The following is a 16,408-nucleotide window of genomic DNA, read 5'->3' on the forward strand; positions in this document are numbered from 1 at the left end:
GTGTTTAATTTTTGTCTATAAAATTGCCGGGTAAGTTTTTAAGTATTAAACCAGCGGCAGCCTGATGGCCCATATTATTAAAATGATTATCACCTTTTAGATAAAGATCAATGTTGTTATTCTTTTGTATGTAGCTCCTTAAATCAGGTAATAATTCATAATAAGGAATATGTTTAGTAAAACAATAATCTCTGACGTATTTTTGTGGATAATTTAAGTCAAATGTAACCCCAGTCATGGTGGTTGAGTAAACCTGTTCAATATAAGGTATTGTAACTATCATTAACGGAATTTTTTCTTGATTGCATAGGAGATTGATTTTATTGAGATATCCAATAGAAATATTCTTTGCATCAGTACTCACTTTGGGATAATTACGCATACTCCAAAAGCTGCTGCTTAGAAATTTATTTTCAACCTTAAATGCAATCTGTTCACGCCTGTCAGTTTTCTGAATGTCTTTAGAAAGAAAGACCTTTGTGGTTATTATCAGATAATTAAATAATACAGAATATTCTTTTAAAAAATTTTTTGTTTTTTGAAAAGTACTCTCGGTAGATAAATATTGCTTTGGAATTTTATTTTCTAAAACAGGCTTATTCCATAAAGCGACACCATCTTTAAGAATAGTTTTATTTAAACCCAGGTAAGTATCTCTAAAATCATTTTCTGTTGAACAAAATACAACTTCATCTATTTGAAACTTGGCCAATGTTTCCTTCATTAGTTCATACGAGTTGTCGTATCCATATCCTCCACAACCAAAATTTATCACTTCAACAGAATCATTTGATACTGATTTAGAAATAATTCCTACGAAGGATTTTGTGTAATCTGTTGCCCAACAGCCAAAGGTAAAAGAATCACCATAAAATGCGATACGTTTCTTATGCGGATTCTTTTTTAATACAATATCCTCTCCTGCCAGGCCATAATTATTAGTTTTTACTTCAAAAAAGGGGCCTTTCCAGGTATAATTGGGCTTGTTAAAATAATTCTTTCCGCGCTCTTCAAAAACACGTACTTCTTGATTGTAAATATGAGGATAAAGATACTCGTATATACGTAGGCCAACTTCTAGTATTACTAGCACTATAACTAACTGCAATACAAAAAAGCGAAATTTTTTGAAAAAAGGCATAAGATTTATGAATGATAAAGGTAGAAAAAAAAATTATACTTTAAAAAAGTACTTATCAAAGTAATGATTAAAGCGTTAACTTCTAGCTTATGGGCTTTTACATGATGGACTAATATACGAATGAAATTGTACAACGAATAAATTTATTTTATGCCATAAATATTTAAAAAATATTTTGTAGATGAAAAAATAAATATACATTTGTAGTGTATTAGTTAAGTAGTACACTATAAATGTATATTTTATATTGTTGTAATGATTGTAACATTTTACCTACTAATACATCAAATGTTAAAATAAGTTAAACGATATAAATACTCCCTAATGTACTTATATCTTGCAGTGCCTAAACCTTATCACAATTATAAAAAATGAAAGCCACCATCCTGGCGTTATTCGCCGTTTTTCTAATTAGTTATTCTTCCTTTGCGCAAGGTACGCATGGCGTAAAGGGGGTTACTATCGACTCGGTATCCAAAGCCAAATTAAGCGGCAGCGTAAGTGTGCTTGATGCTAAAGATTCTGTTTTACGCAAGTTTACTTATGCCGATGATAATGGCGCGTTTACTATCAACGGCCTGTCCGAGGGTAAATATTTATTGTTTGTAACCTATCCCGGTTATGATGATAAAATGAAGCCATTTACTCTGGGTCCGCCAAATGAAGTGAGCGACCTGGGTAATGTTAATTTGGGTGTTACCAATATGTTAGGCGAAGCAACTGTAAAAGGGCCGGTGCAAGAGATCAAGATCAAAGGTGATACTTTGGAGTTCAATGCCAAAGCCTATGTTATACAACCCAACTCAAAGGTGGAGGACCTGCTGAAGCAAATACCGGGTATACAAATAGATAAAAATGGTAAAATAACCATGCAGGGCCAGCCGGTGCCTAAAGTGCTGGTGGATGGTGAGGAGTTTTTTGGGGATGACCCAACCTTGGTTACCCAGAATTTAAGGGGTGATATGGTTGATAAGATACAGATATATGATAAAAAAAGCGACCAGGCAGCATTTACCGGTATTGATGATGGGATTAAAACCAAAACCATTAATGTTAAGCTTAAAGAGGATAGGAAGAAAGGTGTATTTGGAAAACTACTAGCAGGAGTCGGTACCGACGAATACTACGAAACACAGGCATTATTTAACAAGTTTACAGCCCGCAGCAAATTTGCCGCTTACGGTACAATAGCCAACACAGGTAAAACAGGCTTGGGGGTAGCGGATAATTCAAGAATTGGCTCAACAACCGGTGTGCAAATAGGTGATACAGGAGGTTTGCTGGTGTCCGGTGGTGGAGATGATGACCTTGACGCAAGTGGTGGTAACTATAACGGAAATGGTTTGCCCCAGGCAAAGGCAGCAGGTGCCCATTATGATAAAAAAATAAAAAATGATGCAACCATAAATGGTAATTACAAAATAGGTGCATTAGATGTGGAGGGTAAATTTGTTTCATCAAGCCAGATAAATTTGCCGGGGGCTATACAAAGTAGTGCCACTAACCGTAATTTTAAAAATGAAACATTCAGGCAAAATGCAGACTTAAGTTATTACACTAAACTGGATACCTCATCAACCCTTAAAATAGATGTTAATGCCATTGATAAAAATTTAAAAACTACCAATAATGCCTTAACAACTATTAGAGATGAAAATGGCAATCTAATATTAAGTGAAACCAGGAGAACATTTAATGATTCTCGTCAAAAATCGTTTGGTATAAGTGCCTTGTACACCAAAAAGTTTAGTAAACCACGACGCACATTTACCTGGAATCTGAGCCAGACTTACGCAGAAAATAATGCTGATGGATATTTATTTTCAGAGATTACTTCGGCAAACAGTGCTACAACCGACCAGTTAAAAACAGTAAGAGCAAATAATACCAATATAAGTAGTAACATGACTTATAGCGAGCCATTAAGTGCTTTGTGGTCACTACAATTTAATTATGGTTTAGGCATAAACAATACTATTAATACCAGGAACTCATTTGACAAGTCAACAGCTACCGGTCAATATGATATTCTAAATACCGTATTTAGTAATGATTTTAAAACCAACCAGGTAACCAATCAGGTAGGCGCCATGTTTAATTACAGGAAAGACAAAACCATATTAGTATTTGGTACACGAACCTCAATTGTTGACTTTGACCAGTTAGAACGATATGGTAACAGAAACTTTAAACGCAGTTTTGTTAACTGGATACCACAGGTAGTATATCAATATCAAATGTCTTCACAAAAAGCTATACAGCTATACTATAACGGTAGTATGCGACAGCCAACGGCAAATGAGCTACAACCTATTCCTAACAACGCCGACCCTTTACGTATAGTTTTAGGTAATGCAGATCTGAAACCGGCTTTTACTCATTATTTTCAGGGTAACTATCGTTCACAACAGATCATAAGCAGGCAATCTATGTCTATACAGGCAAGCTATAACTTTGCAGAGAACGAAATAATTCAAAAACTCGCTATTGATAATACCGGTAAAACTACTGTACAAAGTATTAATCTAGGTGATAAAAGACCTGATTTAATAACAACTAGTATATCAGGTAGCCGCAGAATTAGTGGTACAGAAATAGATGTAAGCTTTGGCTTAGGTTTTAGAAGAAGCACCAGTTATACCGACGTTAATAACGTGCTGAATAAATTTACAAACTACACTTATCAAGCGTCTTTAGGTGTACAAACAGTTAAGTTGCAAAAATATGAGTTTGGTTTAAGGTTTAGTCCAACTTATAATCCTACCAGATATTCTATAACACCGCAAAGTAATAATAACATTGCAGGTGGCAATATCAACTCAAGAATAAAACTATTCTTGCCGGCTAAATTCATCTTGGAGTCTGAGGTTTATTATGTTTATCAGGCAAAAACTCAAAGCGTACAGGCGTTAAATTTAACTACGTTAACGGCAGCATTAAGCAAAACATTCTTACCAGACCAAAATCTAAAGGTATCTGTATCAGGTAACAACTTATTAAATGCTAATCCATCTTTAAATAGAAGCATAAACTCAACTGGGATATCGCAAAGTAATTATAATACTATAATGAGGTATTTTTTACTAAGCGTAACATGGGATTTCACAAAATTTGGTACTACAACCACAAAATAATCATCATGAAAAAGACAATCATAACCATTATAATCATATTTTCAAGCGGGTTGTTATTCGCTCAAACCGCAAAATTTATTACCACCGGGACAATTCAATACCAGCGCCGCGTAAATACCTACCAGGTTATACCATACCAGATACATAAAGATGCGGATGCGCGTATGAAAGCACAGCTACAGCAAGTGTTGGATCAATATAAAAAAACAATGCCCCAGTTTGCTACATTTAATAGTACATTAAGCTTTGCCGATAATAAAATGTTGTTAACGCCCATCAAGCCGCCAACACCTTATCAAAGTTTTCAACTAAACCCGCTTACGGCAGAATCAAATACTATCTATACCGATTTATCTGCAGGTACTATTGTAATGGAGAAAGATGCCATGGGTGAGCAGTTTTTGGTAAAAGATAATATGCGGCAGGCTAAATGGAAAATAACAGAAGAGACGCGTGATATATTAGGCTATACTTGTCGTCGCGCCAATGGCTTAGTATCCGATTCGATCTATGTTGTAGCTTTTTATACTGATAAGATACGTGTTTGTGGTGGCCCCGAATTGTTTTCAGGGTTACCGGGAATGATATTGCAATTGAATATCCCACATGAAAATGTATCATGGACGGCTACTAAAATAACAGAAGGCACTCCTGCAAAACCAATAGATCCCCCTAAAAAAGGCAAGGTAACGGATACTAAAACACTGTTATCTACCATAAGAAAGGGTATGGCCGCCTATCAGGCACAAGGTATTAATGTTGATTACTATATTAAAATACTGGGATTGATGTAAAATGGTGAGTGGGTAGTAGCAAATGGTTAATAAAAATAGTAATACACCAAAAATTCACAACTGACCACTCACTATTCACCACATTAAAAAGGATAGCCTATTGCCAGGTTGAACACCAGGTTTTGTCCGCGCCATTTGGCATCTCTAAAATCTATCTGATTGATAACTACACGTTTTCCTTCAGGTAGATTTGGTTTGATGATAGGGAAGGCCAGGTCAGTACGTAACACCAAAACGGATAGATCAAAGCGTAAACCTACACCCACATCGGCGGCCATTTGCTTTAAAAAGTTTTTGTCAAAAGCCGCCCCGGGTAAGCTGGCGTTAGGGCGTAATAACCAAATATTACCGGCATCCATAAATACAGCACCTTCAACTATACTGAACAGTTTAGGGCGGTATTCAAAGTTCGCTTCAATTTTTATATCACCCGATTGATCGGGCAAAAAGTTGGTGCCCTGTGTCAGGTATGCAGGCGGGTTATATTCGCCAGGGCCCAATGACCGTGCCGGGAAACCGCGTAAGCTGTTGGCCCCGCCAATAAAAAATTGCTGGCTGTAGGGCATTACTGTTGAGTTACCATAACTTAACCCGGCACCCACCATAAAGCGGGCTGCTATCTTACTTTTAGGGCTGATACGACTGTAGTATCTTATTTCGCTTTCCAGCTTTACATATTGGTTGAATGGGGTACCAAATAGCTTGCTTACCTTGCCACCCAGCGTATCAGCACCAGTTAATAAACCTAATAAGTTGCCAGATAAACTAGCCTTACCCATAAAGTAAAACGTGTTTTTACGATACGCTTCGGTGGTATTTGTAATGGTATACTGGTAGCTTGGCCCAAATGTAAATTGGTTATCAATTACATGCGTAAGTGTGGGGTTACGGGTTTTAGTAATGCTGTCGCGATAAAGCTGTGAAACACTTGTAGCATTTACATAATTAATTTCAAGGATATTCAAATTATGTTGCTTATGCAGGTTGGGTTTCCACTCATATCCAAATGATGCATTAAAGGAGTTAAGCGTATATAGTTTGGTTCGGCTGATATAAGTATAGCCCGTTCTTAAAATGGTACGAGGTATAAATGCTGTATTGTTAGTAAAGTCAATAGGACTTATAAACCTTGGCCAGGTAATGGATGGTTTTATGCCCACCTGGTAAACGTTAAAGCCATTATTACGGCTGCCGTATTGTATGTCGCTACTTCCAAATAAAGTAATGGCAAATAGTTCGCCACCTTTAAAAGTGTTCCTGTTTTTAAAATTGATGTTTAGCTGTGTACCGTTGTAATTAGCCGAAGTTTGACGGCCCAAAATCTCTGCCTGTAAGGATTTACGCTTGTATTGGGTTAAAAAATAATAAACATCTAATTTAGGCGAATCTAAACCTACCCCTTCAAATCTGTTTTTAACATGCTGAAATGGTCCTAACTCAATAAAACGGTTTAATGATTTGGTATGCTCCGTACGGTTATAAACTTCGCCCGGGCGCAATAACACTGTGTTTTTAAACATAAACGAACGAACCGTTTTTTGGGGGTCAATAACATTATACCAACGGTATTTTTCTGCCGAATCCAATTTTAAAGACGTATCTCTTAATGTATAATTAGGATATACATAAATGTTATTGATCTTATATATCCAACGTGCTCGTTCAGATGTTTCGTCTTTAACTTTTACAAATAAGTCAACTTTATGATCGGTAATAGTACTGTCATACTGCATGATCAGGTTTTCGGGGGCGAAATAATAAAAGCCTTTTTCCTTCAAACGCGCATCAATACGCACACGCTCACCTTTTATCACATCCAAATTGTATTTATCGCCAATCTTTAATAAACTCTCATTGGCTGTGCGGGCAATTTCTGTATTCAGACTATCCGTTCCGGTAGGAAACGTAATGCTACGGTAATGATAAACCGGGCCGGTTTGTACAGTATAAACCGCTTTAGCGGTCCTATTTTTACTAATAGTATCACCGCTTACCTGCGATACAAAATAGCCTACATTTTCAAGCCTGTTTTTAAGTATTTTGCTGTTGTTGTCCAAATCAACACTGCCTGCTAAAACAGGTGCTTCACCGAATTTTTTATTGATCCATTGCTTTAATCCACGCTTTTTATTGGTACGTGTTTTTTGATAGATATATAATTTTACCCTTAACCCTAAAATTTTACTGTTTGGTTTGGGGCGCAGCAAACTTTTTAAATCGGTTGTTAACTCAGTAGCCTCATTTTTTGTAGTATATTGTTTATCTATGATCTTAAGTTCGGCACCTGTATACAACTTCTGCCCGGGCGGCAAATCTTTTGTGGTGCTGCACGCGCTTATAAAAAGCGCAATTAAAATAATATATATATAACTGTGCTTAGCCATAGGTTAGTTTGCTATTTGTTTTTGTTTTTCGGGCTGAGCTGCAGGCTGTACATCAGGCACAGTGGCATCATGTTGTTTGTCTGCTTCTTTTTGCTCTTCCTTTTTCTCTTTTTGATCTTCTTTATATTGCTTTTGCAGCTCTTTTTCTCTGCGCGATCTTTTTCGGAACAGTTCCATAAACTTATTGTATTCATAGGTTACTGAAAAACCTAAGCCGGTTTCAATAACTTGCCCCTGCACCACTACATACTCATTACGCCTGTAGGCACGTATCATATAACGTCCATCAGCAGTAAGCTTATAGTTAACAGACAAGTTGCCAGCAATATTAGAAGCTTTTTGCCCCGGCTGGTTTTGGCCTTCTAGGTTAAAGTTATTACCTACTGTAACAGTAAGCCGGTCATTTAAAAATTGTTTGGATAGGCCAACATTTAGGTCCGTTCGGTTCTGTTGTACCCCCGTAGCATAGTCTGCTCCTGATGTTAGGTCAAAACTTAAAGCTACGCCGCCTATCAGGTCGCCGGCAAGTTTATTTAGTTGATCTGAGAGCAAGCTGCTTACACTATTACGTATAGCGCCACTTACTCCCGTGCTTCCGGCCTGGCTTTGTAACGGGTTGTCGCCAATAAAATGGCCCAGTACTAATACACCCAGCACCTGTTTATTCATTTCATTAGGCACCTGGCGTATTTGCGATAAACGGGCATTTACGGTAGAAATTACATCGGGCGATACTGTGTAATTACTGTCAGGTAAAACAATATTAAAAGTAATGTCCGGCTTCATTAATTCATTCTTTAACATCAAATTCACGTTAAAAGGCAGTTTTTGTTTGTACATTGTCGTGTTTCGCACATCGCCGCCCAATTGATCGCTCACCAAATCAATAGGAGGTATATTGGCAACGTAAGTAGCGGTCAAATCTATGTTAGCAGTAGTTGGGTCGCCTGTCCAGGTAATGGTGCTTCCCTTTTTAAATTTGAAAGTACGTTTAACCGTAGCATACGATAAATTATACGATCCGTCTTCAACCACATAAGTACCGGTAAGGCTTATTTTTCCGCTCGGGTCAATACCGCCATTCAATCGTGCCTCGCCCCGAAGTTGCACCATATCCCCGTTGCGTGGGTCAATAACTACATTAAACCTGGCATCTTTATTTACTGTAACAGTAGCGTTAACATCTAATCCCCTTAATTCTGATTGTTTAAGTGAGTCTAGCTGCCGGGCCAGTAATATCGAGTCTAGCTTAGGGGTGCTCTGGTCAATTACTTCAACAACACCTTTTCTGTCTTCAACTCCCGGATCCGTGCTTGGTAATACAATAGTAAAGTCGGTTTTATCATTCACGGTCAGGTTCGCATCAATAATGGGCTTATTCATATCACCGCGTATTTTAATATTGGTGTTTACATATAGCTGCCCGTAAAACAATTTATTGTCAGCTGCGGTTGAGTTAACCGCCCTGAAATCATTGGCGTTGATATCAATCCCGAACCTAAAATCCTGGTAAGTTTTGGTATAAACTGTACCCGTAACTACTGCTTTGTTTCCGGTAGAATCAACCAGTGTAAAATCATTTAAACGGATACCATCATTATTAAATGTAATGCTCTCCTGCGGCATAGTGAAATAGGAGTTCAACATAGCCACATTAAAGCCAACTTTATTAAAATTGATATCCCCGCGTACTGATGGGGCGTCAGTTGTTCCGGTAATTTTAAGCTGCCCGGTAATTGTACCGGTTGAATTACGGATGCTACCAAAGCTAAAGCCCTGTACACTTTTCATATTCAACTTTACAATGTTCAGGTTCAAATCAAACCTGCTTTCGGGTGTCGCATAGTAAATGCCGTTCATGTCTACCTGGTTGCCATAGCCCGTTATAGCCATGTTTGCGGTATAGGCATTGGCAGTTAGGTTATCTACTTTCAGGGCGATGTTACCTACCGTATCACCTTTAAAGCTAAAGTCTTTAACATCCAAAGCTGCTGTAAACTGCACTGATTTTTGCAGGTTACTTAATTCGGCGGTGCCGTTTATTATACCGCCTACCTGCAGGGAGTCTTGCTGGGCCATGCGGGTAATAGTTTCTATCTGGAAGTTCCTGAAATCAATTTTTATAGGAGAGTTTAGTTCATTGGATGTACTATTGGCACTTAATACCTGGTTGGCGTTGGTCATGCTAAAATTGCGCGCTAACAGTCCCAGGTTGCCAAATTGGATGGCGTTATCCGGGTTAACGGTCCACGGAATGTAGTTTAGCAGTAATCCATTTTGCACAAAGCTAAACTGGTATTGGTTTGGTAGAACACTAAATACACCGGCTATAAGGTAACGTTCTTTTTTGTCAATATCCCTTACCTGTAAGCTGATATTCAATTTATCGTTTTGGGCATTACCGGTAACACTGGTATTTAAAAAATTAATTGATGAACCTGATTTGATCTGGTCTGCAGTCAGGCTATAATTTAATGCATTATTACCGGTATTAATAGCCAGTTTTGCATTGTTAACGGTGTTGGTGCCATAAACCACCCGTGGTATAGTACCATTAACTACCAATTCACCAGAGGCACTGTTAAACCTGCCATTTAAATTTATAGGGTCAAGCTGTTTGAGGTCGGGCGCAAATTGGTTGATCAGGTCAGTTTTAACAATTTTAGCATTAAAGGTAAACTGTTGTGGCGGGTAAACAGGTTTGGCTTTTGCAGTAGCCTGATTAGCCAGATCTGTATTGAAATATTTATTGATCAGGTCCAGTACCGCCGGGCCAACTTTAGTTAGTTGGTATTTGCCGGCCATACGGGCATTCAACATGGGTCCAACTTTTAAAGCCAGGGTGCTGCTATCAGCATTGGCTGTTGACACCAACATTACCGAATCTAATTTAATACGCTGATCTTTATTAACAATCAGCAAATCGGTTGCCTGTATATTGGCGTTCAGATAATCCGGGTCGGCGGTTTGTACATCGGCAATAATTTTACCGTGAAAGCGCATTTCTTCCTTAGTGAAATTTAAGTTCTTAAGGTTGATACTATCTACTAATAAAGTACCGCTAACTGATGGGTATTTTTTATTCAGATTGGCTTTAGCATCAAGGGTAAAGTTGATGTTAGGGTCCTTCATACGGGCATTAGCCACATAGCTGCCACTTTTGGCAGTACCTTCAATCAACAGGTTTTTATAAGTATAGCCTTTTACATAAGCCTGGGTTACATCACCATTAAATTGCAGGCTGGCAGTTTTTGGGTCCAGGCCAACACCTTTTACATTAGCTACAATAGTAACTTTGCCTACAGTTTGCGGCTGTTTGATTAATGCGCCCACATTCAAATCATTGGCTTTTATGTCGGCTGTATAAGATGCGGTGCGTTTGTTAGTGCCATTCTTCATACTGGCTACTAAATCCATTGAGCCATAGGTTGAACGTAGATTCAAATTAGTGTTAAAGTTTTGCATACCACCTTTAAATGTGCCCTTCAAGTTCATGCTTTCGGGTATGCTTACAGATGCCGGTATGGTGCCTGCCGGAACCAGTTTAGCAATATCTGCCTGGCTGGTATTAAAATCTATCAGATTGACATTGGCATAAATTTTATTTATATCAGGCAAGCCCTTTATGGTGGCCGATGCTTTGATGCGGGTATTGTTTAATCCGGCAACTTCAAAATTGTCAACCCGCAAATTATTTACCTGCCCTGCAACTTTGCCATTTATTTTAAATACCGAGTTTGGCGAACTTTTAAATGGCTCCATGCTGCTCATGGTTGGCATTAACAGTAACACATCTTTTAAACCTAATTTACTGCCGTTTAAATTAGCGTTAACTGTAAGTAAACCAATGTTTTTGCTGATGGCAGCCACTGATGGGTAACTCACCCGCACTTCTTTTTGCAATACCGTACGCGGGGTTTCTAAAAGCAGGTCATTTAGGTAAGCACTTTTGGGTCCATAAAAAAACGTGGTATGGAACTTTTTAATGGATAAGCCGCTTTTTTCATCAAACGTAAATTCATTGATGCGGCCCTTTATTTCTTCGGCGCTATAAGCTATATCTTCTGCGTCAGCATTTAAATTACGTATATGCATATGCGAGTAATCCACGCCTTTAGTAACCGGTTTTATCGCGTTGTTGTCATATTTAATATCGTTATTTATAAAAGTGATCAGGCCCAGGGTGGCTGTCCACGGACGCGTGTTTTGTGCCGATACAAGGGTGTCCAATTTCTTAGCCGCATTTTCGGCAGCTTTGACAACCGTTTTTGGTTTGGCAAAGGTTAGCGCTGCTTTGGCATTACTTAACTCAATGTTTTTAATGCCTACATTTTGGTTTTTAAGGTCGATGTCGTCCATCTCCACCAATAGCTTATTCATATCAACTTTGGCGGTCATTTCGCTGCTGCGGTAATCAACCTTTATTCTTTGCAGATCAAAAATACCCAGGTCAAGCAGCATATTAATAGGCTGAACAGCTGTATCTACTTTGGCGGTTTGATCGATGCTTGATCCTGCCGGGGTTTGAATAATACGCGCATCCACATCATATAAATTCACCCGAGGGACGATGAACTTCATTTTATCCAGGTCAAAATCTTTGATGCGGGTATCAAAATGCCCCAGCCTAAATTTTACATCGTTACCGGTGGTCAGATCTTTATAACCAACGTTTATTCTGTCCAATATGATCTTATCAACCGAAAATTTCATGGTTGATGCAGTAGTATCAGGCACTTTCTTTTGCTCACTGGCAAAAGCTTTTATAATGTAGTCGAAATTAAAAACGCTGTCGCGGCCGCGGTAAATATTAGTGGTTATACCTTGCAGGTTGATCTCATTTATCTCTACCTGGTTATCCAATAACTTCAGCAGGCTGATATCAACCTTCAATTTATCCCCGGCTAATAAGGTGTCCCTTTGCTGATCTTCAAAAAAAACATCCTCTAAAACCAGCAACTTAGGCAGCCCTAAACTGATATGGCCTATTTCAACTTTTGTATGAATTTTATTTTGTAAAAAAGTTACCGCTTTATCTTTTGCAAAATTCTGCACAGCGGGTATCTGTATTAAAATAACTACAAGCAACACCAATAAGATGACGCTGGCAACTATCCAAAGAATGGTTTTTAAAGCTATACGTCCAAATTTCCCCAATTGTATATGTATTTCAAAGGTTATGCGTTAATTTACTATATAAACAAATAGCATGCTAAAGGTTGATTTAAGAACCAGAAAGCAAGAATTAAGATTAATGGCGTCATTCTTGGCTCCTGACCTCCTTTACTAACGTTTATTGATTTTTCAACAACCGAAAACGACAACTTGTTTTTTGGTAGATTTGTGTTCTTCCATATTTATTATTAAAAATGCCGGATTTTTCGCACTTACACGTACATACCCAATTCTCGTTACTTGACGGGGCAGCCGATATATCAAAGTTATATAAAAAAGCTGCTGCCGATGGTATGAAAGCTTTGGCTATTACCGATCATGGTAATATGTTTGGCGTGTTTAAGTTTGTAGCCGAAGCCGGTAAGCATAACGTAAAGCCCATTGTGGGTTGCGAGTTTTATGTGGTAGAGGATAGGCATAAAAAACAATTTACCAAAGAGAAGAAGGACGTTCGTTGCCACCAACTATTATTAGCTAAAAACCCCGAAGGATATAAAAACCTGGTGAAGCTTTGCTCGTTAGGATACATGGAGGGGCTTTACAGTAAATGGCCGCGTATTGATAAGGAATTGGTTTTAAAATACCATAAGGGGCTTATAGCAACTACCTGCTGTATTGGTGCATCGGTACCGCAAGCCATATTGCGTAAAAGCCCTGCCGAAGCAGAAGAAGAGTTTAAATGGTGGCTGGATCTGTTTGGCGAAGATTATTACATCGAATTACAGCGTCACGATATCCCAGAGCAAAATACGGTGAATGCCGTATTACTGCAGTATGCCAAAAAGTATAATGTTAAGGTGATATGTTCTAACGATTCGCATTATGTGGATCAGCAGGACTCGAATGCTCACGATATTTTACTGTGTGTAAATACCGGCGATATGCAGAGCACGCCGATAGCTACGGATGAAGAGGGTGGTAAGGGTTACCGATTTGGTTTCCCTAACGATCAGTTTTATTTTAAAACGCAGGCAGAAATGGGCCAGCTGTTTCATGACCTGCCTGAGTCATTAGACAACACCAACGAAATAGTTGACAAGGTTGAGGTATTAAAGCTAAAGCGCGATATATTACTGCCCAACTTTGTTATCCCTGACGAATTTAAAATACATACCACCCCCGATGCGGATACCCTTAACCAATGGGAGTATTTAAAGCATTTAACGTTTACCGGAGCTAAGGAGCGTTATATAGATATTAGCCCCGAAATTGAAGAACGTATCAATTTTGAACTATTCACCATACGTACCATGGGTTTTGCCGGTTACTTTTTAATTGTAGCCGACTTTATAAAACATGGCCGCGATATAGGCGTATTTATTGGTCCGGGCCGTGGTTCGGCAGCGGGATCGGTGGTAGCCTATTGCACAGGGATAACCAATATAGACCCATTAAAGTATAACCTCCTGTTTGAGCGTTTCTTAAACCCGGATAGAAAGTCGATGCCCGATATTGATACGGATTTTGATGACGCGGGCCGCCAAAAGGTTATTGACTACGTGGTTGATAAATATGGCAAAAACCAGGTAGCGCAAATTATTACCTACGGTTCTATGGCCGCACGTACCAGTATACAGGATGTAGGACGGGTGTTGGATATGCCTTTATCTGATGTAACTGCTTTAAAGAAATTAGTACCTGAAACATTAGGAATTACCCTACAAGGTGCTATTGACCAGGTGCCAGAGTTGGCAGCTATTTATAAAGCTACCGATCTGCGAGGTATTGTACTGCGCGAGGCTGCAAAGCTGGAAGGTTCGGTACGTAATACAGGTGTGCACGCGGCAGGTATTATCATCGCGCCTTATGATTTGACGGATATTGTTCCGGTGGCTACGGCGAAGGATTCGGACCTGTTGGTTACGCAATATGATGGCCGTGTAATTGAGGATGCCGGTGTAATTAAGATGGACTTTTTGGGATTGAAGACCTTAACCATTTTAAAAGATGCGTTAAGGCTCATCAAGCAAAATCATGATGTAAGTATTGATATTGATTACATCCCACTGGATGATCAAAAAACCTTTGAACTTTACCAGCGTGGCGACACCAACGGGACGTTCCAGTTTGAGAGCGAGGGTATGCAAATGTACCTGCGCGAGTTAAAGCCGGATAAGTTTGAAGATTTAATTGCCATGAATGCCCTGTACCGCCCGGGGCCGATAGAGTATATACCCAACTTTATTAGCCGTAAACATGGACGCGAGCCTATCACCTTTGATTTGGATGATATGGAAGAATACCTGGGCGAAACCTATGGTATTACCGTGTACCAGGAGCAGGTGATGCTTTTATCGCAAAAATTGGCAGGCTTTAGTAAAGGTGATGCCGACGTATTGCGTAAAGCAATGGGTAAAAAGCAAATTGAGGTTTTGAATAAAATGGAAGCCCAGTTTATGGATGGCGCCATGGCTAAGGGCCACGCCAAAGATAAACTCACTAAAATTTGGAACGACTGGAAAGCCTTTGCACAATACGCTTTCAATAAATCGCACTCCACCTGTTATGCGTTTGTGGCTTATCAAACCGCTTATTTAAAGGCGCATTACCCATCAGAATATATGGCGGCGGTTTTAAATAACCAAAACAACATGGAGAAGATCACCTTCTTTATGGAAGAATGCCGCCGCATGGGTGTTGAGGTTTTGGGCCCGGATATTAATGAGTCGGATATGGCTTTTGCGGTAAACAAAAAAGGACAGGTACGTTTTGGGTTAACCGGGGTAAAAGGGGTAGGCGATAAAGCGGTGGAAAGCATTATTGAGGAACGTAACGAGCGTGGCCCGTATAAAAGCATATATGATTTTGCCCAACGGTCAAATACGCGTAGTGTAAACCGTAAATCATACGAGAATTTGGTTTATGGCGGTGCCTTTGACGAGTTTGGTTTGAACCGTGCGCAGTTTTTTGCTAAAACAGAGAACGGTTTGCTTACCGGTGTAGAGCGGCTTATCAAGTATTCTAACGATTATCAGAATACACAAAGCACTACGCAATCATCTTTGTTTGGTGGTTCAGTAGCGTCTTATATCCCCGAGCCAACTATGCCTGAGGCAGAAGAATGGCCACTGATTGAAAAACTGAAGTACGAGAAAGAGGTTATCGGTATTTATTTAACCGGCCACCCGTTGGATAATTATAAGCTGGAGATGGATAAGTATTGTAATACTACCCTCAGCGAGTTAAAGAATATGCAAAAGGCACGTTCGGGCGAGGGTGGCGAAGAGGTAATGGCGGCATTTGCCCAGTTACGTAAGCGCGGTGAAGTTTGCATTGGCGGCTTGGTAAGTAACGTGCAGCATAAAATGACCAAAACAGGTAAGCCGTTCGGCACATTTGTGCTGGAAGATTATAATGAATCGTACGAATTCGCCTTGTTTGGTGAGGATTATGTCAAGTTTAAAAACTCTATTGCCAATGGTTACTTCCTGCATATAAAAGGGGTAATTGAAGAGAAATTCCGCCAAAAGGATAACTGGGATATGCGTATAACTGCCATCTGCCTGCTATCTGAAATGCGCGACAGATTGACCAAATCATTAACCGTTCTGTTGGACTTGAATAACCTTAATGACTCTTTATTAGCCAACATACAAGAAGTAATTGCCACCAATAATGAAAAGTACCCGGTAAAAAATTGTACCCTGCGTTTTGTTATAAAGGATAGGGAAGAAGCGATGTTGGTAGAGATGCCATCAAAAACCTACAAGGTAAACCCAAGTGATGACCTGATGGCGGATATTATGAATTTAACTAACGCGCAGCCGGTGTTGAATTGAG

6 protein-coding genes are annotated in these 16,408 nt (G+C 39.2%); 3 read left to right on the plus strand and 3 right to left on the minus strand.

All coding sequences use genetic code 11. The features are described from left to right. Positions 1–4 precede the first annotated feature (4 nt). Positions 5–1,141 carry an SGNH/GDSL hydrolase family protein gene (locus ACYVJ6_RS04000; protein WP_460692736.1) on the minus strand — a complete coding sequence of 379 codons (1,137 nt, stop codon included), beginning with the start codon at positions 1,139–1,141 and terminating at the stop codon, positions 5–7. Between the two features lie 371 nt (positions 1,142–1,512). Here ACYVJ6_RS04000 and ACYVJ6_RS04005 point away from each other — a divergent pair, with 371 nt between their 5' ends. Together ACYVJ6_RS04005 and ACYVJ6_RS04010 are read left to right on the plus strand one after the other, a co-directional pair. Continuing rightward, positions 1,513–4,275, plus strand: coding sequence for a TonB-dependent receptor (locus ACYVJ6_RS04005; RefSeq protein WP_460692737.1), 2,763 nt, complete (start codon positions 1,513–1,515; stop codon positions 4,273–4,275). A gap of 5 nt (positions 4,276–4,280) precedes the next feature. After that, a complete protein-coding gene (locus tag ACYVJ6_RS04010) occupies positions 4,281–5,069 on the plus strand; it encodes a GLPGLI family protein (protein ID WP_460692738.1) in 789 nt (262 codons plus the stop codon). 83 nt (positions 5,070–5,152) lie between these two features. On the opposite strand, the gene tamL is transcribed toward ACYVJ6_RS04010, so the two are convergent. Beyond that, positions 5,153–7,453 (minus strand): translocation and assembly module lipoprotein TamL, encoded by a 2,301-nt coding sequence (gene tamL / locus ACYVJ6_RS04015; RefSeq protein ID WP_460692739.1) that lies wholly within the window; start codon positions 7,451–7,453, stop codon positions 5,153–5,155. Positions 7,454–7,456: 3 nt separating this feature from the next. After that, the gene (locus tag ACYVJ6_RS04020) at positions 7,457–12,610 is read right to left on the minus strand and encodes a translocation/assembly module TamB domain-containing protein (protein WP_460692740.1); all 5,154 of its coding nucleotides are present in this window, start codon (positions 12,608–12,610) and stop codon (positions 7,457–7,459) included. 212 nt (positions 12,611–12,822) lie between these two features. Here ACYVJ6_RS04020 and dnaE point away from each other — a divergent pair, with 212 nt between their 5' ends. Further along, positions 12,823–16,407, plus strand: coding sequence for a DNA polymerase III subunit alpha (gene dnaE, locus ACYVJ6_RS04025; RefSeq protein ID WP_460692741.1), 3,585 nt, complete (start codon positions 12,823–12,825; stop codon positions 16,405–16,407). Position 16,408: the final 1 nt, after the last annotated feature.

The organism is Mucilaginibacter puniceus (genome assembly GCF_054783175.1).